This is a genomic window from Jingyaoa shaoxingensis (genome assembly GCF_014385005.1).
GTDB classification, from domain to species: domain Bacteria; phylum Bacillota; class Clostridia; order Lachnospirales; family Lachnospiraceae; genus Marvinbryantia; species Marvinbryantia shaoxingensis.
The window spans coordinates 49,697-73,900 of record NZ_JACRSZ010000010.1; the positions used below are offsets into that span (position 1 = coordinate 49,697).

A 24,204-nucleotide genomic window follows, 5' to 3' on the forward strand; every position below is an offset into this window, starting at 1 on the left:
TTTGACGCGTTAAATTCAATATGTAAAACAAAGACCATATTTTTAATACAATCATTTTGTATGAAAATATGGTCTTTGACATCTGATACTATTTTTCCTTAGATTGTTGCGATATCAATTAATGAGAGTTTTGTCACATCCGCATTTTCCAAGCTGGAAACCAGTGCTCCTGCGGTGTCAATGGCTGTCAGTACATTAACACCTGTCTCGATGGCATTTCTACGGATAACGAATCCGTCTCTGCTCTTTTCCACACCCTGAGATGGAATATCGATAACGAGATCAATCTTGTGTCCCAGAATCAGGTCGAGGATGTTCGGGGATTCCTGTTCGATCTTACGTGTCATACGAACCTGTACATCCGCATCCATCAGAGCCTTTGCGGTTCCTTTGGTTGCAAAAATATTGTAACCCAGTGCTTCAAATCGTTTTCCGATCTTCACTGCTTCTTCCTTATCCTCATCACGTACCGTCATAATCATGTTGTAATGCTTCGGCAGACGAATACCGGCTCCCAGGAATGCCTTGTAAAGTGCTTCGTTGAAAGTCTTCGCAATACCAAGACACTCACCGGTAGATTTCATCTCCGGTCCAAGGCTGATATCTGCGCCACGGATCTTCTCGAAGGAGAATACTGGCATCTTTATTGCAAAATAGTCTGCTTCTGGCTGAAGTCCCGGTTCATAACCCAGATCTTTGATCTTGGTTCCCAAGATCACCTTTGTCGCCAGAGGTACAATCGGAATACCGGTCACTTTACTGATATACGGTACGGTTCGGCTGGAACGAGGATTTACCTCAATCACGTATACCTCTTCTCCACACACAATAAACTGAATGTTGATCAGACCGATGACATGCAGGGACTGAGCCAGTCTCCTGGTATATTCTTCGATGGTTTTCTTCACACTGGCGCTGATGCTCTGCGCCGGATATACGGAGATGCTGTCTCCGGAATGAATACCAGCTCGCTCGATATGCTCCATAATACCCGGAATTAAGATATCGGTTCCATCACACACCGCATCTACCTCAATTTCCTTACCCATCAGATACTTATCCACCAGAATCGGGTGATCCTGCGCGATACGATTAATAATGCCGATGAATTCGTCTACGTCTTCATCGTTAATGGCAATCTGCATACCCTGACCGCCCAGTACATACGAAGGTCTTACCAGTACCGGATATCCCAGTTCATTGGCAGCTTTCTTTGCTTCTTCAGCTGTAAATACCGTATGTCCCTGTGGTCTTGGAATCTGGCATTTTTCCAGAATCTCATCAAACAATTCTCTGTCTTCTGCCGCATCTACATTCTCTGCAGAGGTTCCCAGAATCGGTACCCCCATCTTCATCAGACTTTCTGTCAGCTTAATCGCAGTCTGTCCACCGAACTGAACAACAGCTCCGTCCGGTTTTTCAATATTAACGATATTTTCCACATCTTCCGGTGTGAGCGGTTCAAAATACAGTTTATCTGCAATGTCAAAGTCGGTGCTGACAGTTTCCGGGTTGTTATTGATAATAATGGTTTCGTAATTTTCTTTTGCAAATGCCCAAGTACAATGTACGGAGCAGAAGTCAAATTCAATACCCTGTCCGATACGAATCGGGCCGGAACCAAGTACCAGTACTTTTTTACGGTCTCTTGTTTCCACCACTTCATTCTCACTGCCAAATACTGAATAATAATATGGTGTAGATGCTGCAAATTCAGCTGCACAGGTATCTACCATCTTGTAAGCAGCGACAATGCCATTCGCATAACGCATTTCTTTGATCTCTTCTTCTGTCTTGCCGGTCAGTCTGGCAATGACATTGTCCGGGAATTCAATTCTCTTGGCTTCTTTTAACAGTTCCGGTGTAAGCTCCTGATTCTTTAACGCCTCTTCCATCTCAACCAGAATTGCCAGTTTATCAATGAACCAGATATCAATCTTTGTAATATCATGGATCACTTCGTAAGAAATACCTCGACGCAGTGCTTCTGCAATGACCCAGATCCGGCGGTCATCTACTTTTCGCAGCTGCTTCATCAGTTCGTCTTCATCCAGATCTGAAAAATCGTATGACAACAGGCAGTCCACATGCTGTTCCAGGGAACGGATTGCCTTCATCAAAGCACCTTCAAAATTATTGCAGATACTCATGACCTCACCGGTTGCCTTCATCTGAGTGGTCAGCGTATGTTCTGCACTGATAAATTTATCAAACGGCAGTCTTGGAATCTTAACAACACAGTAGTCCAGCATCGGTTCAAAGCTGGCATAGGTCTTGCCGGTAATGGCGTTCTTGATCTCATCCAGTGTATAGCCAAGGGCAATCTTGGCCGCTACTTTTGCAATCGGATAACCGGTTGCTTTTGAAGCCAGCGCAGAAGAACGGCTTACACGAGGGTTTACCTCGATAACACAGTATTCAAAGCTGTCCGGATTCAATGCATACTGTACGTTACATCCACCGGTAATATTCAGTTCACTGATGATATTTAATGCAGATGTACGGAGCATCTGATATTCTTTGTCGCCCAGTGTCTGGGATGGAGCAACTACGATACTGTCACCGGTATGCACACCAACTGGGTCAATATTTTCCATATTACAAACAGTGATACAGTTGCCTGCACTGTCTCGCATTACTTCATATTCGATCTCTTTCCATCCTGCGATGCAGCGCTCTACCAGAACCTGTCCCACACGGGAAAGGCGGAGACCATTTTCCAGAATCTCAGTCAGTTCTTCGTAATTGTGAGCAATTCCGCCGCCGCTTCCTCCTAATGTATAAGCCGGACGAAGTACCACCGGATAACCGATGGTCTGGGTGAATTTCACACCTTCTTCTATGGATTCTACTACCTTGGATGCCGCAATCGGCTCATGGATCTTCTCCATAGTCAGTTTGAATTCCAGACGGTCTTCTGCCTTCTTAATCGTCTCTGCAGTGGTACCGATCAGCCGAACGCCCTGTTCCTTCAGAAATCCTCTTTCTTCCAATTCCATGGCCAGGTTCAATCCTGCCTGTCCACCCAGAGTCGGCAGTACACTGTCCGGTCTCTCTTTTAAAATCAGCTGCTCCACTACTTCTACCGTAAGTGGTTCGATGTATACGTGATCTGCAATATCCTTATCTGTCATAATGGTGGCAGGGTTGGAATTCAGCAGTACTACTTCGATTCCCTCTTCTTTCAGTGAACGGCATGCCTGCGTTCCTGCATAGTCAAACTCTGCAGCCTGACCGATGACAATCGGACCGGAACCGATCACAAGTACTTTTTTAATATCTGGATTCTTTGGCATTACTTATTCACCTCCATCATATTCATAAAACGATCAAACAGATAGCCGGAATCCTGTGGTCCAGGGCACGCTTCCGGATGGAACTGTACGGTAAAGATGTTTTTTCCTGTATAAGCCAGTCCTTCATTTGTTCCATCATTGACATTTGTAAAAGCCGGAACTGCAATGGATGGATCCAATGTATCGGTATTTACCACATATCCATGATTCTGTGAGGAAATATAGACTCTTCCGGTCTTCAGATCCTTCACTGGATGATTGCCTCCACGATGTCCGTATTTCATCTTATAAGTATCTGCACCATTAGCCAGTGCCATCAGCTGATGTCCCAGGCAGATCGCAAAAATCGGTACCTCGCTGTCATACAGCTTTTTGATCTCTTTTATAATAGAAGTACATTCCTTCGGGTCTCCAGGGCCATTGGAAAGCATAATGCCGTCCGGATGATCTGCCAGAATTTCTTCTGCTGTAGTCAGTGCCGGATATACAGTTACCTGACATCCACGTTTGTTCAGATTTCTTGCAATATTTTTCTTGGCGCCAAAATCCATCAGTGCAACCTTCGGACCATTGCCTTCCAGCACATACTTTTCTTTGCAGGTTACCTTTTCCACTACTTTTCCTGTCGTGTAGTCCTTCAGTCTTGGAAGCACTTCCTCCAGATTATAATTCTCATTCGTGGTAATCATACCGTTCATGGTACCTTTCTCACGAAGGATCTTGGTCAATGCTCTGGTATCGATGCCTGCAATTCCAGGGATATCATGTTTAGCCAGAAACTCCTGAATGGTTCCCTGTGAACGGAAGTTACTTGGAATTCTGGAAAGTTCCCGCACAATGTATCCATCCGGCCATGGTTTCTCTGACTCCATATCTTCATAACAGATACCATAGTTACCAATCAGTGGATAGGTCATCACAACAGCCTGTCCTGCATAAGATGGATCTGTCAGAACCTCCAGATATCCTGTCATGGAAGTATTAAATACGATCTCACTGATCACTTCCCTTGTTGAACCGATGCTCTGACCGCTAAATACAGTGCCGTCTTCCAGTATAAGGAATGCTTTCATTTGTAAACCTGCCTTTCTTATATCCTCAATTTATAAAATAATAATTACATTTTCTTCACTCTGCGAGCTCCCGAAAATGTGTCATCCATTCACAATCCGTGCTATCGCACTTCTTGTTCATGTCTGTTTATCTGCCAGATAGATAAGTTGTCCAGCCTGCAAGCAGTCATGCAACTTATCTGCCTGTCAGCATTATTATAGCAGAAAAGGGAACAGAACGCCTGCAAGAATACATGTGTTCTCTTCCCTCCTTCATCCCAAATTGTCAATATGATAGCATACTCATTTCCCTTTTTCAACCCATTTTCTATTAATTTTTGTCTGAAAATCACTGGTTTACCGGTTTTTAATTTGCCTTTTTTCAGGCTTTTTTCCGTGTTTTCAAGGGTTGAGTTCAGCTATTCTGGTAACACCGACATAAATCTCCTGAATTTTATACCAGGTTCTTCTTCCCACGATTCCATCCTGGGTCAGGCCGAAGATCCCCTGAAAGATCCGAACAGCTTCTGCTGTCGCCGGTCCATAGATTCCGTCTACAGCCACTCTGGGAATCAATGGATAATTATTGGAAATGGCATTGAGCTGTTCCTGAATCTGCAACACTGCATCTCCTGTAGAGCCAAGTGCCAGTACATATCCCGGCCAGGATGCCGGAATTCCTGCCACCTGCTCTGCCTGATTAATATACATAGAGTCTCCATAATAATACCGGAGTATCTCAATTGCAGAATATCCCTGATCACCCAGTGCTTTGGATCCCCACTGACTCATCCATTGTGGACAGGTTACCCTGCTTCCATCACAATATTGGGTCAGAATCGGCTGTTTCACATTCGGCCTGGATAAATAGTTTTCAAAGATCTCATCAACAATCTCGGAAATACTTTCAAAGATATTTCTTCCATAGATCCACTTGTGATCAAATGCAGTGGACGATGTAATCGTAAAATCAAAGCCTTTATTTCTGTACGCCGCAGTCACCGGTCATTCGTGGTTATCTCTCCTGTATTTCTCATAATTCATATCTGTTCAGTACCTTCACATATATGAAGCCAAAATTCAATACAGATTTCTGATTCTATTTATCACAAATGTCTTAAATTAATTGAATCTTCACACTCTCTTTATAATTTCTCAAAGGTGCCTGTCCACATACATGAACGGTTCCTGTCCCAGATTTTCCCGTTGCTTTTGTCTTAACCCAGAAAGCTGCTGCTCCTCCCATAAATGGAATATGCTCCGGTCCGATCAGTTCCAGATCACCTTCTACTGATATCGACAATACCCCCTGATGACAATGCATACGGTTTTCATTCTCATCTTCTGCATAAACGACGATTCTGGTCTCATCTACTCTGTCATTATTCAGTTTCAGATCGTCTGCAATCGTATGATATCTGGAAAGACGTGGATTATTGGAATAGATTCTTTCTGCCACTGGCTTTCCATCAATATAGCCGACAATTTTTGTTCCTTCCCAACGATGCTGCCAGAATTCTCCATTTTCCGTCACTTCAATTGGTGGATGAGCCAGACCCGGGAACTTCATACTTGGATAATAAGCACGGGTGATATCTTTGGAAAATGTCACTTCAATATAATCGCAATTAGTCAGAACATAAAATGGTACCGGCTCACAACGTTCTCCACGACCGACCGCCGAACATGGTTCTAAGATGATCTCCTGCTCTGGTGATTTCTGACTGGCATATGCATAGGCCGCCCATTTTGGTACACGGAACATATCCAGTACTCCGTGATAGCAGACTTTATTCATGGAGTTGTGATCGTTGTGTGTGTTGTAATCACACATACACCATCCAAGTGCTCCCAGATATCCTCTGGTCGTTTTTACTTTACTCATCACTCTTGCATGACGAATAGCGAACTGTTCGCGCCGTTCTTCACTGTCTCCTGGTTTGGTCGGAAGAATGGCTCCGGTATGTTCACTTATCAGGTACGGTACAAAATCCGGACGTTCTGCAGCCTGCTGGGAGGTCAGAATCTGGAATTCGCCCTTATCATCTTCTGTATAATCATTATAACTGTAAATATCTTCAATCAAATGACTTCCTGTTTCCCAACGAACACCGGTGGTCGGTCTGGAAGAATCCATTTCTTTACAACGGCGATTTGTCTCCTCATACAGTTCATCACAGTCTGTCGTTTCGTTTAGTCTGGTTCCCCAGATAACAATACCTGGATGATTATAATGTCCCAGCACCATGTTTTCCAGATCCTGGAACACAACCTTTTTAAATTCCTCTCCACCAATAAATCCCCATCCCGGGATCTCTTCAAAAACCATCAGCCCAATGCGATCGCAGCAGTTCAGGAAATATTCTGACTGCATATAGTGAGAACAGCGAACGATATTTAATCCCATAAACTCCTTTAACAGCTTTGCATCCTTTTCCTGAGCCCGCTTCCCGAGGGCGTAGCCCACATATGGGAAAGACTGATGACGATTCAGACCGTTTAAAATTACTTTTTCCCCATTCAGATAAAATCCCTCTGGTGTCACTTTTATCGTGCGAAAACCTGTATGCGTCTCAAATCGATCCACTTCTTTTCCGTCTTCTGTAGAAAGAACTGTCTCAATCCGATAAAGCTTTGGATCATTCAATGTCCATCTCTTTACCTGTGGAAGAGCCTTTTCCGTCAGATGCACAGCGGCAGCTCCCTGCGGTACCGTCACTTTCTGCTCATCCTGCCAGAATACCTGTGTACTGTCATCTTCATAAACACAGGTTTTTACTGACATTACTTTTTCTTCTCCGTGATTGGTTACGAGAAGTTCCGGTGCCAGTGTTACCGTATCTTCCTCATCGTTCATTTCATATCGGACCAGTTCCTGTCTGATATAAATATCTTCCTGAATAAACAGTCGCACATCCCGATAAATTCCACCATAAATCAGATAGTCCACGGTAGAGCCATTTGGAGGAATATCTTCTCTCTCATTCGAATCTACCATCAAAACCATACGATTTTCTCCGGCTTTTACATAATCCGTCACATCAAACAATGCCATAGAATATGCTCCTTTATGATTACCTGCCAGTTTTCCATTCAGGTACAGATCATAATAAGCAGATACTCCTTCAAAAGACAACAGGATGCGTTTCCCCTTGATCTGTTCTGTTGTCAGTTCAAAATATTTCACATAAGTGGATACCATACAGGTCATATACTGGTCAAAACAGTCATATGGAATCTCCTGCACCGTATGCGGAATATGTACTTTTTCATATCCCTCTTCCTGCGGTGTATTCACGCAGTCAGGATCAAATCCCTGGCGAAATTTCCAGTTTAAATTCAATAATTCTCCACGATACATCGGTCGTTTTCCTTTCTACGATCAGTCTTTGATAGATCCTGCTGCAATATCAGCGGTAAATTGTTTGCTGCAAAGCAGGAAAATGATAAACAATGGTAATGTAGCCAGCATAACTCCGCACATGACCATACCATAATCTGTACTGTTATAAGCCCCCTGTAACTGCGCCAGCGCTACCTGAAGCGTATTTTTACTGGCGTTGCTGGTTACAATCAACGGCCAGAGATAATCATTCCAGCTGTCCATGAAAATATAAATAAATAAAAATGCGCTTCCCGGCATGATAATCGGAAATCCTACATGACGGTACAGACCAAATGTACTGCATCCGTCAATCCGCGCAGAATTAAGCAGATCGTCATGAATTGCTCCACAACAATACTGATTCATCCAGTAAATACCAAATGCCGGAATCAGTCCAGGAATGATCAGGGCCTTAAGCGTAGACAGCCAGCCGATTTTGTTCATAATTACCAGCTGTGGAATCATATTCAGCTGTGGTGGGATCATCATAGTGAACATACACAGACCAAATAGAAATTTTCTCCCCGGAAATTCAAATTTGGCAAAATAAAATGACGCCATGGAACAGAAAAATACGCCACCAACCGTTTTCACTAATGACACAATGATCGTATTTTTCATTGCCAATCCAAACTTAATGCTGGAAAACAGATTGTGTACATTATTCATAAACTGTCCGCCAAACACAAGCACCGGCGGATATTTCATAAATGCACTGGATGAATTTGTTGCCATTACGACCAGCCAGTAAAATGGGAACAGTGATAAAAATGCTCCAAAAATAAGTAACATATACATAATCACCAGAGACGGTTTTATTTTTATCTTTAATCCGGATGACTGCATGATTAGTCTACCTCCCTTCTGGTCAACACCCAGTTCAGGATGGAGAAAGCTCCGATAATGATAACCAGTGCCCAGGATATTGCAGAGCCATAACCAAACTGTCTGTTCTTAAATGCCTGATTATACAGATATAATACTACTGTCAAGCCGCTTTTTCCGATACCACCTGCATCTCCTGCCATCATCTGTGCTTCTGCAAACAACTGCCAACCACCAATGGTGGACGTGATAATGACAAACTGAATGACTGGATTTAACAATGGAAGCGTAATATGTTTGAAAATCTGGAATGTGCTTGCCCCATCCAGACTTGCTGCTTCATAGAGTGTGGTCGGAATTTTCTGAAGTCCGGCAATGAGAATTATTGCATTATATCCGGTCCAACGCCAGATTACGATCATGGCAATAGCAAACTGCACACCAAGATTGACCGACATCCACTGAATCGGATCAAATCCAAGCCTACTAATCACAAAATTCAAAATACCGTATTTGTTACCGAAAATATTTGCAAATACAATGGCAATCGCTACTGTGGATGTAATATTCGGCAGATAATAAATCGTCTGGAACAGCGTTTTTCCTTTAAGAAAATTGCTGTTCAATATAAATGCAATGATAATTGCAAGGATTACCATCGGTATAGTAGAAAGACACCAGATAATCAGCGTGTTTTTAATTGATAATAAAAATGTGCTATCCTTAAGCAAATACTGGTAATATGCTATTCCCACATACTTCATTTCTCCGGTACCATTCCATTTATGGAAGGAAAGGAAAAAAGAATAGAGAATCGGGAATAATCCAAAAAATCCATAAATAATAAAGAAAGGACTGATCAGCAGATAAATCATTCTGTTTTTATAAATTTCCCTTCCAAGGTGCCGTTTCACTTTGTTCGTCTTCGTTTTCATTCTTATCTCCACTGTCCATCTGAAAATACATTTTCCAAAGAGAAAGCTGCCGTAAAAATTATCATTCGAAACCTACTTTCGAAGATAATGTACAGCAGCTCTCTTTTATTCAGAATTCATACTTTTCTAGAAAAGATTCTCCATATCGTACATATCTCTTGCTTCATCTACTGCATCCTGATAAGCCTGTTCCGGATCTTTATCCTGATCCTGTACCAGAAGCAGCTGCTGTTCAAATACATCCTGATATGAGCTGTAGTTTGGCGGATAGTAAAGGTCATTGATGTTCTTTGCAGCTTCTACAAAGTATTTGTCTACAACTTCATCACCGAAGAAAGATTCTTCGTACATGAGACTGTCATCATCCAGTGCTGAAATCAGTGATGGAAACAGTCCCAAATTTTCCAGTGAACTCAGCTGATTCTGCTTATTGGTTAACCATGTGATGACTTTATATGCAGTCTCTACATCTTCACAGTTCTTTGTGATACCGATTGCGGAACCACCTACATTTCCCGGTCCGCCTGGTGCGGAAGTAACTCTCCAGTCTCCTGCTGTATCCGGCGCAGCATTTTCGATCTCTGGCTTCATCCATACGGCACCAACGAACGCTGCAATATCACCATTATTCATAGCTGCCGCCCATTCCGGTGACCATTCGCTATCGCCACCATATACATATGGTTTTGCATCTGCTGCTGTCATGAACGCATCTTTGATATTATCCTGATCTGCAACAAAGTTACCGTCTTTATCAATCAGATGGGTGGTCTGCTGACCAAGTGTTGCTACAAAAATATGTCCAAGGAAGTCAAACATCTTTACCTCCGGCGTAGCTGCCTGAAGCTTTTCTGCTGCTGCATAAGCATCTTCCCAGGTTCCCATCATGGCTGCCACTTCATCCGGGTCAGTCGGAAGTCCTGCTGCTTCAAATAAAGCTGCATTATAGAACATACAGGTTGGTCCGATATCCATTGGAAGCGCAATCAGCTTGCCATCTGGTGTCTCTGCCTTTTTCCATTTCCATTCTACATACTGATCTTCAATATCTGCTGCATTACAAGGAGCATCATAAAGATTTACAAATTCATCCGGATACTGGAGCAGATTCGCAATCCAGTCATCCATGGCCAGAAGATCCGGCAGTTCACCGCCACTGGCAATCGTAGTATTGATCTTCTCTTCGATATCATCTGCGGAATACAGCTGTGCATCAATCTTAACTCCAGGAAATTCTTCAGAAACCTGTTCCAGTAAGTCCTCCTGAATGCTGTTCTTCCAGTACCAAAGGGTCAGTACTGTTTCACCATCACTACTACTGTCATCTGCATATGCTGTCATCACTCCACCGGTGCAGCTCATGATCATTGCTGTTACCAGTGTTGCTGCCATCCATCTCTTCTTCATCATTTCCTTCTCCTCTTATGTCATTTCGCTTTAGTATTGTAAAGTTGCCATATTCTTATTGTACGAGCTATCGGTTTTGTTGACAAGTCCTTTTTTATATTTATATTTATTCAGCAGAATGAATTTTTAACCACATAGTCATGAAATAATCTTTCGTATTTTATAAAACCTGTTTTTCATTGTTGATTTTAAACCGAATATGTATTTCTGTATCTTTAACGTCTATGCGTTCAATCAACTTATTCACCAGTACTCGTTTTACAGGTGTTTTTGCATGTAAGAATATCTCCTGCCATGTTGGAATCTTCTGTTTCAATTCTTCCAATCCCTGCATAGATACTATCATATCCTCCAACTCTTTTTCTTTCTTCTGAATCTCACTTCTCTGCTGCTCTCCCTTCTCCTTTTCCTTTTTTATCAGATTCATCAGTTCACCAAGACTCAAAGGATATTCATCAGTTATAGCATTCGGAATCTTTTCTTCCATTATCGCAATCTTCCGTTCCAGTTCTTCCATTGCCTTTTTCTCTCTGTTCAGTTCTTCCCTCTTCCTTTTCCTCTCCTGATTCTGACTATCTCTAATCTGTACAAAAGCATCTTCCTGCTCCTGTAGTTTTCCTATATACCCAGCAATAGCTTCAAATACAATTGGCTCTATTTTATTTGCCTGTAATTTGCTCTGTTTCTCATGTGGAATTCCCTGCCAGATTCCCTGACACTTATATGCCGGTACTCTGCTGGCTCTCCGCTCTCTGGTTTCTTTAATTGTCCAGTAATTATATTTAGTTCCATTTGTCATCTTTTCTCCACAATATCCACAATACAGGACATCTATCAGAGCAAGCATTCCGTCATTTCTGGTTATTACCTTGGCATCTTTATTTTCTTCACACTTTTGATACTTTACCCTTCTTTTTTCGCGTTGTTCCTGCACACGCGTCCATAATTCCTGATCTACTATTATAATTTCCTGATTTGGTTTTTCGGCCAGAATCCATTCTGCTCTGTCCAACCTTCTGTATCGTCCATTCAGTTTTTCTCTCCGTTTGTATGCCGTATATCCTGCATATACCGGATTCGTCAGGATTGATGTGATCGTTCCTGTTTTCCATTTTTCTCCTTTCATTTTGTTTTGGTACTTTATATCTGCATTTAAAATCTGCGCAATTTTTTGGGATCCAAATTCTTTGTTCGCTGCCAGTTCGTAAATATACCGGACAATTTCTGCTTCTTCTTCTACAATAACCAGATGGTGTAAAGCTCTCCCATGCTTACTGATTTCTCCTGATATTTCCAAGATATATCCATATGGTGCTTTTCCTCCCATATATTTGCCGCTCTGAACAAGTTTCTGTGCCGTATCTTTTACTCTTTTTCCGGTATCGGAACTGCTTTTCTGTGCATTTCCATAACGTAGAGCCAGCATCATCTGTCCCATAATATCATCCGATTCCGGTGAAATGCCTCCGTCCACTGCTGTATAAATATCTACTCCATAGCCTTTTAAAGCCATTACATAAGACCCGATCTCCCACATTCTTCTTCCGATTCGATCATCCTTATAAGCCACCAGAATATCGTATTGTCCGGATTCTGCATCTCTCAAAGCTTCCTGCAATACATCTCTGTCTGAAACAGCATTGCTGTATCCACTGTTACTTCCCTCAAAATATTCTTTTTCATCCAGTATCCAGTCTTCCTGCTTCTGGATGTATTCTTTTACGATTCGCCTTTGTACACTCAAATCTCCATCTGCCTCTAACTGCTGATTGGAACTTACACGCAAAAGCATTCTGACCTTTTTTAATGGCATGATACTCCTCTTTCTATTTATTTTGTTTTTATATCAATAAAAACTTAACGGGAAAGAGATCTCCCTCTTTCCCGTGTCTACTCCTTTTTATCATCTTTTAGTCTGTATTTTCCTTATCGTATCACGCAATTCTCCAGATAAAATATCTCTTACCTCTTTCCGTATTTTCTCACCATCCTCTGTTCTCTTTGGGAATTCAAAACACAACTTTATTCCTGATGTGATGCTAACTTCTATCTGCTCATACTCCGTATTCTGCATCGCAAAGTTCACCCCTAAATGACTGATGATTCCGGTACCATTCTGTGTAAACGCGATTCAGTGTAAAAGACATAATCGCCAGTACATTGGCTATGATCGTCTCTTTCGGCCAGGTTGGATAGATCTCACTGGATGCCACATTTTTAATGTAATCCTTATACCGAACATAATAATCTCCTGCCGTGGTATCTCTTGGACTTCCATCATGCACTACTACGTATTCCGGAATAACCACACGACGCAATACAATTTCTCCTGACTGATTCACCGGTTTAATCTCAGCTTCTGCTATTTTCGGCGGATAATTTCCATACAGCGTATGCGGCGGTATGGCAGTGACTTCCGGCGGTCGTCTCTGCTCCAGCGGACGCAGCCGGATATTCTGCAATGACAGTTCCCCTGACATTACCTCGGAGCCGCTGATCGTCACCGATTCATATCCTTCTGCCGATACTTTTATCGTATATTCTGAATAAGGCTGAGTTTCTCCCGGTTGCATACTGTATTCCAACGGCGGAGCCTTCAATTCCAGCGTACCCGTATTGCCATTTTGATCCGTGCGCACCTCTTCCAGAATCTGATCCGGCTCCCCGGTATAAGAAATATCCACTGTTGCATTTTCAACAGGAACGGTACGAAGTGCCGATTCCACATTAATCTTCAGTTCTCCCCGATCCGACCGGTCATTCTGTAATATCTGCATATCTGACTTTTTCATAGCGACCTCATATACCTTCTCCTGGTATGCTATGCGAGCCTGACGGAAAAAGTTCCTTTCAAAATATTAAAAAAGAGACACTATATCTGAATCTATAGCGTCCCTTTATGTTTATCTCTCTTATTTATTAATATCCTGCACCATTATCTGTCTGTTTCATAATCTTAACCAGACGGCTGGTTCCCAGTCGGTCTGCGCCCAGGCGCATAAATTCTTCTGCATCATCAAAAGAAGAAATGCCTCCTGCCGCTTTTACCTTTACGCCTTCTCCCACATGTTCTTTCATCAGCTTCACATCCGCAAACGTAGCTCCCGCTGTAGAAAATCCAGTAGAAGTCTTAATGAATTCTGCCCCTGCTTTGGTCACCAGTTCACACATCTTAATCTTCTCTTCATCTGTCAGAAGACAGGTCTCGATAATAACCTTCAGGATCTTTCCGTCACAAGCCTCGTGAATTTTGCGAATCTCTTCTTCCACTTCATCATATCTTCCGTCTTTCAAAAACCCGATATTGATCACCATGTCGATTTCACTTGCGCCATTTTCAATGGCATTTTTGGCTTCAAATACCTTCGTCTCTGTAGTACTGTAACCATTCGGGAATCCGATAACCGTACAGATCGGCAATCTGTCCTGTACATATTCTGTGGCCTGCTTTACGTATGCTGCCGGAATACATGCAGATGCAGTATGATATTTCATGGCATCATCCAGGATCTCTTTGATCTGTGCCCAGGTTGCTGTCTGAGCCAGCAGCGTGTGGTCTACAATTTTTAATACATCACTTGTGTTCATGTTTTTCCCTTTCTATTTTGCAATTTTATCTAATATAGAGGTTCCAATGGTTCCTTCTGGCATTTTCAGGCCGAAGTTATCCGTGATTGTTGCACCGATCACTGCAAAAGTATCCGTCTCTTTCAGATGCACGCCTTCCCTCATGGATGGAGAGTATGCCAGAAATGGTACCTTTTCTCTGGTATGATCTGTTCCGGTATGGGTTGGATCATTTCCATGGTCTGCAGTAATGATCAGTAAATCATCTTCTTTTAACTCTTTCAGGAATTCACCAAGTTTCGCATCAAACCGTTCCAGTTCTTCTGCGTATCCCTTTACATTTCTGCGGTGTCCCCAGAGTGCATCAAAATCTACCAGATTCACGAAACACAGACCATGAAAGTCTCGCTTTGCAATCTCGATAGTCTGCTCCATCCCATGAACAGAACTCTTAGACTTATTCGACTCCGTCAGTCCTTCTCCATCAAAAATATCATAGATTTTTCCAACCGAGATCACATCCAGCCCTGCATCCTTTAATACATTCAGTGCTGTTCTGCCAAATGGTTTCAAAGCATAATCATGGCGGTTACTGGTGCGTTTGAACTCACCCTTTTTTCTGCCCACGTATGGTCTTGCAATGACACGGCCTACTTTCCATTCATCTTTCATAGTCAGTTCTCTGGCAATCTCACAGCAGCGATACAATTCATCCAGACCGAAGGTTTCTTCATTTCCGCATATCTGTAATACCGAATCTGCAGATGTATACACAATCATATGTCCTGTAGCGATCTCCTCTTCTGCCAGTTCATCCAGAATAGCAGTTCCGCTGGCGCTTTTATTACCGATTACTTTGTGTCCGGTACGTTTCTCCAGCTCCGAAATCAACTCCGGTGGAAATCCATGCTCAGTAAATGTCTGAAACGGCGTGGTAATCTGAAGTCCCATCATTTCCCAATGACCGGTCATGGTATCCTTTCCTTTACTGGCTTCTCTCAGCTTGCCATGGCAGGCAAGCGGCTTTTCTGCCGGTTCCACACCCTGAAGGGTATGAAGATTCGCCATTCCCAGCTTCTGCAGATTCGGAATCTGAAAGTTCTCTGTACGTTCTGCAATATGTCCCAGTGTATCACATCCGGCATCTCCGTACTGCGCAGCATCCGGCATTGCCCCAACACCCAGCGAATCAATGACAATTGTAAAAATCCGGTTATACTTCTTCATCTTTTCACCATCCTTCTAATCCGTTTTCCAACTGCTTTCCCTATCCATTTTACCACAAATCCCAGAACTTTCCTATTTTTTCTCGCGGTCTGCTTTGATCAGTTTACGGATTGCTTCTACGCCAACTGTGATAGCTGCTTCTGTATCATGTACGATTGGATTTTCCATGCCAAGTGCATTTCTTTCCTGATTTCCCACTACCAGGAAGTTGGAACCACAACGTACTCTTAAATGCTGAGCTACAATAAACAGCGCTGCGGATTCCATCTCAGAGGCCTTGCATCCCATACGTTTCCATGCTTCCCATTTATTGAGCAGTTCATAGCTGACCGGCATTCTCTCCGGCTCATGCTGTCCATAAAAAGCATCCTTGCACTGTACTACACCCGTGTGATAGGTATAACCTAGATCTTTACAGGCTGCTGCCAGCGCATTGGCTACCTCCAGATCTGCCACTGCCGGATATTCAATCGGTGCATATTCTCTGCTGGTGCCTTCCATTCTCACTGCACCGGTTGCTACGACAATATCGCCTCCCTTTACATCCAGTTCAATGCCCCCACAGGTACCTACGCGAATAAACGTATCTGCACCGCAAAGTACCAGTTCTTCCATGGCAATGGATGCAGAAGGTCCACCGATACCGGTAGAAGTCACACTTACCTTTTCTCCATCCAGATAACCGGTATAGGTCACAAATTCTCTGCTGTCAGCAACCAGCTTTGCATCCTCAAAATGCTTTGCAATCTTCTCACATCTCTTTGGATCTCCCGGAAGAATCACATAACGTCCCACATCACCAGGTCTGATCTGTAAATGATACTGTAAACCAACTTCTCCTGAATAGTTCTGCATAACTTCTTCCTCGCTTTCTTTATCTCTGCATATTTTTATACCTGTATAATTTTATTCCTTATATTGTCTATATTATATCTATACCTGTATATCTTCAATTCCTAATACCATACAAAAAATATATGCTTATTTTGTGCAAATTATACAAGTGTTTCCAGGATTGACATTTGTTGTTTTACCTTTTATGATAAGATAAGAATGATATACAAGAGGATTTTATATGTCAGAAAAAACAGACAAGTCTAAACTTAAAAAATTAAAACATGTAAAAGTATATGACCAGCTCTATGAACAGATCAAAAACGGTACCTATCCACCGGAAGCACAGCTTCCTCCTGAGACGACTCTGGCCGCTTCCATGAATGTCAGCCGCATGACCCTGCGTAAGGCACTGCTGCTTCTGATTGAAGACGGACTGATAAAAAATGTGCCAGGTGTAGGGAACTTTGTACGGTCTGCCCGTACCTCACTTCCTGCATCCGTAGGAACTGTCTCCGCAAAAACGGTGCCTCTTCATCCCATGTACGCCTACTGTACCGAATCTCTGGATCATGTGGAACTGGACTCTCGGATTGAAGTGCCATCCGAGTCCATGCTGGATACCCTTGGACAATATACTGCAGCTGTCGTTGTTGCAGACCGCTGGTATCAGCATGCGCAGAAAACCATCGCCTATTCCTTAAGTTTTATTCCGATTGAGGTCATTGCCCGGCTTCAGATCGATTTAAATGATCAGCAGCAGCTTCTTGAATTCCTGGAGTATACCAGCTATGATGAAAGCCATCATTTTTACCGCAGCTGCACCTATTCCACTTCCGGGAATTTTACAGCGAAAAACTATAAACTCTCCAGCCATGATTCTTTCCTGCTGATTTTTGAGAATATCTATGACCAGGACCATCAGCTGCTCATGACCAATAAACATTATATTCCATGTGATCTGTTTAAAATTGATCTCTATATATAAAAGAACCGGCTGCACATCATTTTGACTCCCACCACTGATACTGATTTGTTGCTCGCCACTACAGAGGTGGGAGTCATTTCACATCTGATATATTCTATTCTGTTTTTTGAAATTGCTTCAGGTATTCTTCCACTGATCTGGTCATCTCTCTGGAAAAATCAGAATTATACTTTCTCTGACAAAATGCCTGACACCATTCTTCAAATGACCGATTTTTACACTGATGCGCAAACATTTCCCGCAGTTCCTCGCCGTTCATACTGTGGTAAGTGTTTTCATGTACAATGTATTTTCGTTTACAGCGCTGTGGCTTCTGTCGTTCCTTCTGCTGCTGTGTTGGCCATCCAAATACCAGCATGGCTGCCGGAAAAACATATTCTGGCAGCTTCAATAGCCTGCGTTGTTCTTCGCAGTTCTCCATGATATCTCCAATATAGCAGGAGCCAAGTCCCAGACTTTCTGCCGCTACTACTGCATTCTGCGCCGCAATCACCGCATCTGTCACTGCCAGCATCAGATCTCCTGCTCCAGGCAATCTTGGCTCGCAGTCTGCTTCCAGATAAGTATCATACCATTTCCTGCAATCCGCACAAAATACCAATACCACCGGTGCCTTTGCGATAAACGGCTGATGATCACAAGTTTCCGCAAGTGCATCTTTCAAATTCTGATCCGTAATATCTAAAATTGTATACAATTGCTGACATCCTGCTGACGGAGCCTGCATGGCTGCATCTAAAATCTCATTTTTGAGTTCATCAGACACAGGTCTATCCTCATAGACTCTCACAGATTTTCTGTGATATAAACTTTCCATAATTGAATTCATATTATCTCCCCTATCAGCATCCAAATAATTTTGCAGTCTTCTCCATCCGTTCTGCAATCGGCACACCAAATGGACAGCGTGTTTCACAGGACTGGCATCCGATACATTCAGATGCTTTGTGTTCCAGTGCCTCATAATGTGCCTGAATCGTTGCCGGCACTTCCGGCTGCATGGTTGCCAGATCATAGAATTTATTAATCATGGCTATATCCAGATTTACCACACATGGCTTGCAGTGTCCACAGTAGGTACACTCACCTCTGCAGGAATGAAGCGGCGCACTTGTCAGTACAGATGCATAATCTTTCTCAGCTTCTGATGCTCTCTCATAGGCCACTGCCGCATCTACCTGCTCTTTCGTGTCATATCCGCACATAATGGAACAGACTGCAGGGGTAGTCAATGCATAATGAATACATTGTACCGGAGTCAGGCTAACTCCAAATGGGGATCTCTTTTCATCAAATAATCTTCCTCCGGCAAATCCCTTCATCACGGTAATTCCCACCTGATTTTCTTCACAGGTGCGGTATAGTAACGCACGATCCGCATCGATTCCCTTCAGTCCGCTGTCAAACTCATCTGCAAACATGGTATCAATATTGTCACTGGCCGGCAGCATATCGAACGCCGGATTGATACTGAAAAGAATCATCTCTACGTAACCTGATTCTGCTGCCTTTTTTGCCACCTTTGGATTATGAGAGCTCATGCCGATGTGATGAATGATTCCTTTTTCTTTTAACTCCATCACATAGTCCAGATACTCAGAATGCTGAATCTGTTCCCACTCTTCCTCAGAATCCACATAATGAATCATGCCAAGATCTATGTAATCTGTCTGCATTCTTTTTAACAGATCTTCGAATGCCGGACGTACATACTCCATCTCTCTTGTCCGGTAATACTGTCCATCCTTCCATGTAGAACCAATATGTCCTTGAATAAACCATTGACTACGATTTTCCTTGATTCCTTTTCCGATAATGTCTCTGGATTTTGGATCCGGCATCCAACAGTCAAGAATGTTGATTCCTTTTGAGGATGCATAGCGGATCAGTTCTACGCCTTCCTCTTCCGGATGACGTTCCAGCCATTCACCACCGAAACCAATTTCACTTACCATCAGTCCTGTTTTTCCTAATGTACGATACTTCATTGTCGCTCTCATTCACCTTATCCTTTCTGCGTGTAGTTTATTGTCTACCTATTTTTCTCTATTTCTGTAATATATTTTAGCATTTCATTTGATAATACAGGCTTTATCATAAATAAAAACACTCCCTTCTGGCATCTTTTATTATATCCAAAAGGGAATGTTTTTTCATTAAAACTCCACTATTTTTTCACTATTCCTTCACTAAATTCCCATTCCGACCATTTCTTTTACCTGGTCTGCTTCCACATCGTATCCAACGCCGATGCTTCCTTCCACCTGGATCACGGATGCTGCATGCTCCACGGCCTGTTTTAATGCATAGGAGATGCGTTCTTCTTCTGTCCATTCATCGTACTGCAGATAGTTCACCAGAAAGGCTCCGATAAAAGAATCTCCTGCTCCCAGGGCATCTTTTACTTCTTCCACCTTACAGGCTTCCTGTTCATAGTACCGTTTTCCGTCATAGGCGAAGACGGACAGTGGTCCTCTGGTTCCTATGGCAATTCCTGCTCCCTGTTCTACCGCAACCTTCAGATTATGTCGGATCTCTTCTTCTGTCAGATGACTGCAGGAAAAGAACGCATAGCGAAGCAACGGTGCAATCTCTCTGATATCTTCTTCGGTATAGATTTCATGAAAATCATAGCACACATTAATTCCATACTCTTTCATTTTTCGAATCTTTTCCACTGCAACCGAAGCACATCTTCCCACGCTGACTGCCTGATAGCTTTGAATATAGTCTAATTCCTCTTTGGTAAATTCAATCGGATAACGTTCTGTCACCCCATCCTGATTCCATTCCAGGAAAACACGATCTCCATCTTCTTTCAGTTCCACCAGACTATAACCACTGGATCCTTCTTCATGGCGACACATGGTAAGACAGATATCCCTTTCTTTCAGAGTCTGTTCCAGAAGTTCACCTGCAGGATTCTTTGCAAAAACACCAAGGAATCCGGCTTCAGCACCCAGGCTTGCAGCATTACACGCTACATTATATTCATTTCCGCCCGGATACATCCGCCCCTGATTGACATAAATGTCCAGCGTGGCCACACCGATTCCTAAAATTCTTACTTTCTTCATTCTTTATCCTTTTCCTTTGTCTCCTTCTCCCAGAAATTAATTGGTTCGTAATCTTTCAATTCCGCAAGGAATCCGCTTTCCTGCAGCTTGCCTTGAATCAGATCCAGGAGTTTTTCAGATGGTGCACTTACCGTATGATAATGATAATTAGATGTAATGTTTTTCAGCAACGCAGAATGTCCGTTTTTCAGGTCTCCCAGAAATTCTTTGATATCGTTCCTGCTGGCAATATGAAGGTCAGCGCGGACAATTCCATAGATCTTATGATATACAAACACATCTTCCACATGTCCACCATAATCCACGATCAGCTTCAGTTCCTCTTCCACTTCTTTGTCACTGTGAACGACTTTGAATACCCGGCTGATCTTTTTCTCACCTGTAAGCAAATATCCCTGATTGGTCGAAAGAATTTCATGATCCTGTGCCCGCAAAAGTGCAATATCCTGTACAATTACCTGTCTGCTTACATCTAATATTCCTGCCAGTTCTTTTCCAGAAAGCGCCTCACTGCTCTCCGACAGCATCTGAATGATTTTATTTCTTCTTTCTCGTCCATTCATTTTCTAGCAAACCTCTCCATTAACTGTGTCATATATGGTTTCTGTAATCTGGCTTCTTTCAGTATTGCATCCTGAGCGAATACTTCTTCCGAAGTTCCGTCTGCCAGGATCGTTCCATGTGCCATGACAATCACCCGTTCAAATCTCTCCGCTACAAAATCCATATCATGAAGAATCGCAATCACCAGTTTTCCATTTTCAGCCAGGCTGGCAATCATATCTCCGATTCTCTTTTTCCCCGGATAGTCCTGTGCGATCGTCGGCTCATCCAGAATCACCACATCGGTATCCATGGCCACTACCGATGCAATAGCTACCATTTTTCGCTCATACATCTCCAGATCATAAGGATTCTCTTTTTCTTTTCCGGACAGTCCCATCATCTCCAGAGCTTTCTCGGCCTTCTCTTTCGCCTCTTCCTGCGACATTCCAATATTCAGAGGGCCAAACATGACTTCATCCAGCACATTGTATTTGAAGATCTGATCATCCGGATTCTGGAATACATATCCCACTTTTCCCGCCAGCATGGCTACTGTCTTTTTGGAAATATCCTCTCCGCCGAAATACACGGTTCCGGAAACCGGCTTCAGTAAGCCTTTTAACAGACGAACCAATGTGGTTTTTCCCGCACCGTTTTGTCCTATGATGGCTGTCGTTCTCTGATCGAAAGACAGATTCAAATGATCCAACACCGGAACATGCTTCTGATAGGAAAAAGAAATATCTTCCATCCGAAACAATTCTTTTGAGCTTTGTGTTCGGACTGTCTGTTTCATTTCAGGTTTTAATTTCTGTGGCAGATTCTCCTTATCGCTTTGCTGCTCATATAATGCGATCATTGACTCAAGCGTAACCGGATGGGTACCATCCGGATTGGACAAGCCACATTGTTTGCTGATACGTACGAAGGCCGGCAGCTGAATCCCTATCTCGTTTAAGTCGTCCCTTGCAAAGATCTTTTCCGGTGTATCAAAATCCACTACTTTACCAGCCTGCATCAAAATCAATCTGTCACAGTATTTTGCCATCTTTTCCAGCTTTTGTTCCACCATAATGATCGTCTTTCCCGTCTTGGAAAGCTGATCTACCACACGAAATACCTCTTCTGTCCCTTCTGGATCCAACTGGGAAGTTGGTTCATCTAAGATCATGACTTCAGGCTGCATCACAAGAATACTGGCAATTGCCACTCTCTGCATCTGTCCTCCGGATAAATCAAAAGGATTGCGGTCACGATACTGCCAGATATCCAACTGTTTTAACACTTTTTCGATACGACTCTTCATCTCTTCCCGTTCGATTCCCAGATTCTGAAGTCCAAATGCCACTTCGCCATAAACCGTATCTCTTGCACCAGAGAGCTGGTTAAATGGATTCTGAAAGATCAGACCTACATCCTCACACAATTCCTGCACTGGTACCTGCTCTGCCAGACGTTCCTTTACCCTTACAGCGCCGCCGTAAGCTCCATGGTAAAACTGTGGAACCAGCCCTACCATTGCCTGACACAGCGTACTTTTTCCTGCACCATTCTGTCCGATAATTCCGATAAATTCTCCTTTTTCAATGGAAAGACTGATCCCATCAAGTGCCAGATGGTCCGTGCCTGGATATTTATATTTCAGATTCTCAATCATTATCATCGACATTACAGTACCCTCCAGACAATGGTGATTATCATAAGTGCTACAAGAATGATCCGAGCCACCGGATCCCATTTGTATTTTGGTCGGTCATACAGCCAGGTCTTCTTCTGTTTTCTTCCAAATCCCCGCACATCCAATGCAATGGCACGTTCTCTGGTATTGATCAGAGAACTCATCACTACCGGAGAAATCAGTGGCAGAAATGCCTTCATTCTTACCAGAAGATTGCCGTCCGTCTCCATCCCACGGCTTCTCTGGGCATCCGTGATCGTATCTTTTGTTGCCATCATCTGTGGTAGAATCTGGAAAACAGAATTGATCACATAACCAAATTTGGGAGAAAATCCACTTTTTTCCAGTTCGTCCACCAGATCCTGTGGAGAAGTGGTCAGGACAAACACGCCGAAAGCCAAAAGCATATTCAGAATATTGCAGCCGATTCTGGTTGCAAAAAGCGTTCCTTCTTTGTAAAAAGTGATCCACCCGATGGAAAATAAGACCGTTTCATTGTCATGATTAAAAAGTCCCTGAATCAAAAATATGACAACAATTAAGGTAAAAGAGAACCCTACCAACGGCAGTGCTCTCTTTATAATTTTTCCACTGAGCAGTAAGATCAAGCTGCTTACAATCATAACAGGGAAAAGCCAAAGCTTTCCCCCTGTCAATGGAATCATAATTGCTGTCAGAATATATAATAACTTGGTATACGGGTGCAGCTTGTTCAGCCATGACCCTTTCTCTACATATAAACTGATACTCTTCATTAATCTAATCTCTCTGTCTCTGCATTTACATCATATAACGCTGTTAGTTTCTTCGGCAGTCCCTTTACAATAAGGTATACAATAATAATGGTAATGATCTTATCCGGCACATCTACCACGATCTCATCTAAGAAAGATCCAAGTCCTACTGACATTCCAGATGCCTGTGTGGCTGCAAATAAAGCATCACCCCATACATTACCGGTTGTGCCACCCCAGAACAGAATGTTCAGTGGTGTGGAGATACATACAGCTGCCAGACCGCCGCCCAGTGCACATATAAAGGACTTCGGAAATGTCTTCATAAATCCCATTCTTGCAAGAATACCTACCACCAGACCAATGCCTAAGCTGGTAATCGCATAAATCAATGTAATGTTATCACCTGTGGTCAGTCCATAGATCAGGTTATTGGCCGCTCCACAAATAGCTCCGATCACCGGTCCTCCAAGGCATGCTCCGATACAGGTTCCGATACTGTCCAGCCAGAGTGGAAGCTTTAAGAGGGATGCAAATAGTTTTCCCAGATAGTTAATTCCGATACATGCCGGAATTAAGACGATAGTAGCTGTCGTCAGTTTTGTTTTAAAAATCTTTCCCATTTTACTTTCCCTTTCCGTTTGTGCAATTTG

General features: G+C 42.9%; 19 protein-coding genes and 1 pseudogene. 1 reads left to right on the forward strand and 19 read right to left on the reverse strand.

What is annotated here, in order from left to right:
* Nucleotides 1-98 precede the first annotated feature (98 nt).
* From carB to udp, 12 genes and pseudogenes are all read right to left on the reverse strand, one after another.
* Nucleotides 99-3,296, reverse strand: a complete 3,198-nt coding sequence (gene carB / locus H8716_RS10570; protein WP_249308790.1) for a carbamoyl-phosphate synthase large subunit — start codon at nt 3,294-3,296, stop codon at nt 99-101.
* On the reverse strand, nt 3,296-4,369 hold the full coding sequence (locus tag H8716_RS10575; RefSeq protein WP_249308791.1) for a carbamoyl phosphate synthase small subunit: 1,074 nt from the start codon (nt 4,367-4,369) through the stop codon (nt 3,296-3,298). Before H8716_RS10575 ends, carB begins: the two co-directional genes overlap by 1 nt.
* A gap of 381 nt (nt 4,370-4,750) precedes the next feature.
* A pseudogene (locus tag H8716_RS10580) lies at nt 4,751-5,347 on the reverse strand (peptidoglycan-binding protein); the annotation flags it as partial.
* A gap of 118 nt (nt 5,348-5,465) precedes the next feature.
* The gene (locus H8716_RS10585; protein ID WP_249308798.1) at nt 5,466-7,709 is read right to left on the reverse strand and encodes a glycoside hydrolase family 2 protein; all 2,244 of its coding nucleotides are present in this window, start codon (nt 7,707-7,709) and stop codon (nt 5,466-5,468) included.
* 21 nt (nt 7,710-7,730) lie between these two features.
* Complete coding sequence (locus H8716_RS10590) at nt 7,731-8,579, reverse strand: carbohydrate ABC transporter permease (protein ID WP_249308800.1); 849 nt, start codon at nt 8,577-8,579, stop codon at nt 7,731-7,733.
* 2 nt (nt 8,580-8,581) lie between these two features.
* A complete protein-coding gene (locus H8716_RS10595) occupies nt 8,582-9,493 on the reverse strand; it encodes a carbohydrate ABC transporter permease (RefSeq protein ID WP_249308801.1) in 912 nt (303 codons plus the stop codon).
* 126 nt (nt 9,494-9,619) lie between these two features.
* Nucleotides 9,620-10,903 carry an ABC transporter substrate-binding protein gene (locus tag H8716_RS10600; protein WP_249308803.1) on the reverse strand — a complete coding sequence of 428 codons (1,284 nt, stop codon included), beginning with the start codon at nt 10,901-10,903 and terminating at the stop codon, nt 9,620-9,622.
* A 157-nt stretch (nt 10,904-11,060) separates the two neighbouring features.
* Nucleotides 11,061-12,713, reverse strand: a complete 1,653-nt coding sequence (locus tag H8716_RS10605; RefSeq protein ID WP_249308804.1) for a recombinase family protein — start codon at nt 12,711-12,713, stop codon at nt 11,061-11,063.
* A gap of 241 nt (nt 12,714-12,954) precedes the next feature.
* Complete coding sequence (locus H8716_RS10610) at nt 12,955-13,692, reverse strand: carboxypeptidase-like regulatory domain-containing protein (RefSeq protein ID WP_330606573.1); 738 nt, start codon at nt 13,690-13,692, stop codon at nt 12,955-12,957.
* Between the two features lie 127 nt (nt 13,693-13,819).
* On the reverse strand, nt 13,820-14,488 hold the full coding sequence (gene deoC, locus H8716_RS10615) for a deoxyribose-phosphate aldolase (RefSeq protein ID WP_249308806.1): 669 nt from the start codon (nt 14,486-14,488) through the stop codon (nt 13,820-13,822).
* 12 nt (nt 14,489-14,500) lie between these two features.
* Complete coding sequence (locus H8716_RS10620; RefSeq protein WP_249308808.1) at nt 14,501-15,694, reverse strand: phosphopentomutase; 1,194 nt, start codon at nt 15,692-15,694, stop codon at nt 14,501-14,503.
* Between the two features lie 72 nt (nt 15,695-15,766).
* Nucleotides 15,767-16,549: a uridine phosphorylase gene (udp, locus tag H8716_RS10625; RefSeq protein WP_249308810.1), complete on the reverse strand. Its 783-nt coding sequence runs from the start codon at nt 16,547-16,549 to the stop codon at nt 15,767-15,769.
* A gap of 220 nt (nt 16,550-16,769) precedes the next feature.
* Between udp and H8716_RS10630 the strand changes: the two genes are divergently transcribed.
* Nucleotides 16,770-17,516, forward strand: a complete 747-nt coding sequence (locus H8716_RS10630; RefSeq protein WP_249308812.1) for a GntR family transcriptional regulator — start codon at nt 16,770-16,772, stop codon at nt 17,514-17,516.
* A gap of 94 nt (nt 17,517-17,610) precedes the next feature.
* Here the strand turns inward: H8716_RS10630 and H8716_RS10635 are convergent, their stop codons facing one another.
* From H8716_RS10635 to H8716_RS10665, 7 genes are all read right to left on the reverse strand, one after another.
* Entirely contained in the window at nt 17,611-18,345 is a 735-nt protein-coding gene (locus tag H8716_RS10635; protein WP_249308813.1) for a nitroreductase family protein, read from the reverse strand.
* Between the two features lie 13 nt (nt 18,346-18,358).
* Nucleotides 18,359-19,504 (reverse strand): aldo/keto reductase, encoded by a 1,146-nt coding sequence (locus H8716_RS10640; protein WP_249308870.1) that lies wholly within the window; start codon nt 19,502-19,504, stop codon nt 18,359-18,361.
* 201 nt (nt 19,505-19,705) lie between these two features.
* Nucleotides 19,706-20,593 carry a PfkB family carbohydrate kinase gene (locus H8716_RS10645; RefSeq protein WP_249308815.1) on the reverse strand — a complete coding sequence of 296 codons (888 nt, stop codon included), beginning with the start codon at nt 20,591-20,593 and terminating at the stop codon, nt 19,706-19,708.
* On the reverse strand, nt 20,590-21,156 hold the full coding sequence (locus tag H8716_RS10650) for a transcription repressor NadR (protein WP_249308816.1): 567 nt from the start codon (nt 21,154-21,156) through the stop codon (nt 20,590-20,592). The genes H8716_RS10645 and H8716_RS10650 overlap by 4 nt, the downstream gene beginning before the upstream one ends.
* Nucleotides 21,153-22,808, reverse strand: a complete 1,656-nt coding sequence (locus H8716_RS10655) for an ABC transporter ATP-binding protein (protein WP_249308817.1) — start codon at nt 22,806-22,808, stop codon at nt 21,153-21,155. The genes H8716_RS10650 and H8716_RS10655 overlap by 4 nt, the downstream gene beginning before the upstream one ends.
* Nucleotides 22,808-23,572 carry an energy-coupling factor transporter transmembrane component T family protein gene (locus H8716_RS10660; protein WP_249308818.1) on the reverse strand — a complete coding sequence of 255 codons (765 nt, stop codon included), beginning with the start codon at nt 23,570-23,572 and terminating at the stop codon, nt 22,808-22,810. Before H8716_RS10660 ends, H8716_RS10655 begins: the two co-directional genes overlap by 1 nt.
* Complete coding sequence (locus tag H8716_RS10665) at nt 23,572-24,174, reverse strand: ECF transporter S component (protein WP_249308819.1); 603 nt, start codon at nt 24,172-24,174, stop codon at nt 23,572-23,574. The genes H8716_RS10660 and H8716_RS10665 overlap by 1 nt, the downstream gene beginning before the upstream one ends.
* Nucleotides 24,175-24,204 lie beyond the last annotated feature (30 nt).

Coding starts and splice junctions, on each gene's coding strand:
- carB (WP_249308790.1), bottom strand. CDS start 3,296: ATGCCAAAGAATCCAGATATTAAAAAAGTACTTGTGATCGGTTCCGGT.
- H8716_RS10575 (WP_249308791.1), bottom strand. CDS start 4,369: ATGAAAGCATTCCTTATACTGGAAGACGGCACTGTATTTAGCGGTCAG.
- H8716_RS10585 (WP_249308798.1), bottom strand. CDS start 7,709: ATGTATCGTGGAGAATTATTGAATTTAAACTGGAAATTTCGCCAGGGA.
- H8716_RS10590 (WP_249308800.1), bottom strand. CDS start 8,579: ATGCAGTCATCCGGATTAAAGATAAAAATAAAACCGTCTCTGGTGATT.
- H8716_RS10595 (WP_249308801.1), bottom strand. CDS start 9,493: ATGAAAACGAAGACGAACAAAGTGAAACGGCACCTTGGAAGGGAAATT.
- H8716_RS10600 (WP_249308803.1), bottom strand. CDS start 10,903: ATGATGAAGAAGAGATGGATGGCAGCAACACTGGTAACAGCAATGATC.
- H8716_RS10605 (WP_249308804.1), bottom strand. CDS start 12,713: ATGCCATTAAAAAAGGTCAGAATGCTTTTGCGTGTAAGTTCCAATCAG.
- H8716_RS10610 (WP_330606573.1), bottom strand. CDS start 13,692: ATGAAAAAGTCAGATATGCAGATATTACAGAATGACCGGTCGGATCGG.
- deoC (WP_249308806.1), bottom strand. CDS start 14,488: ATGAACACAAGTGATGTATTAAAAATTGTAGACCACACGCTGCTGGCT.
- H8716_RS10620 (WP_249308808.1), bottom strand. CDS start 15,694: ATGAAGAAGTATAACCGGATTTTTACAATTGTCATTGATTCGCTGGGT.
- udp (WP_249308810.1), bottom strand. CDS start 16,549: ATGCAGAACTATTCAGGAGAAGTTGGTTTACAGTATCATTTACAGATC.
- H8716_RS10630 (WP_249308812.1), top strand. CDS start 16,770: ATGTCAGAAAAAACAGACAAGTCTAAACTTAAAAAATTAAAACATGTA.
- H8716_RS10635 (WP_249308813.1), bottom strand. CDS start 18,345: ATGAATTCAATTATGGAAAGTTTATATCACAGAAAATCTGTGAGAGTC.
- H8716_RS10640 (WP_249308870.1), bottom strand. CDS start 19,504: ATGAAGTATCGTACATTAGGAAAAACAGGACTGATGGTAAGTGAAATT.
- H8716_RS10645 (WP_249308815.1), bottom strand. CDS start 20,593: ATGAAGAAAGTAAGAATTTTAGGAATCGGTGTGGCCACGCTGGACATT.
- H8716_RS10650 (WP_249308816.1), bottom strand. CDS start 21,156: ATGAATGGACGAGAAAGAAGAAATAAAATCATTCAGATGCTGTCGGAG.
- H8716_RS10655 (WP_249308817.1), bottom strand. CDS start 22,808: ATGTCGATGATAATGATTGAGAATCTGAAATATAAATATCCAGGCACG.
- H8716_RS10660 (WP_249308818.1), bottom strand. CDS start 23,572: ATGAAGAGTATCAGTTTATATGTAGAGAAAGGGTCATGGCTGAACAAG.
- H8716_RS10665 (WP_249308819.1), bottom strand. CDS start 24,174: ATGGGAAAGATTTTTAAAACAAAACTGACGACAGCTACTATCGTCTTA.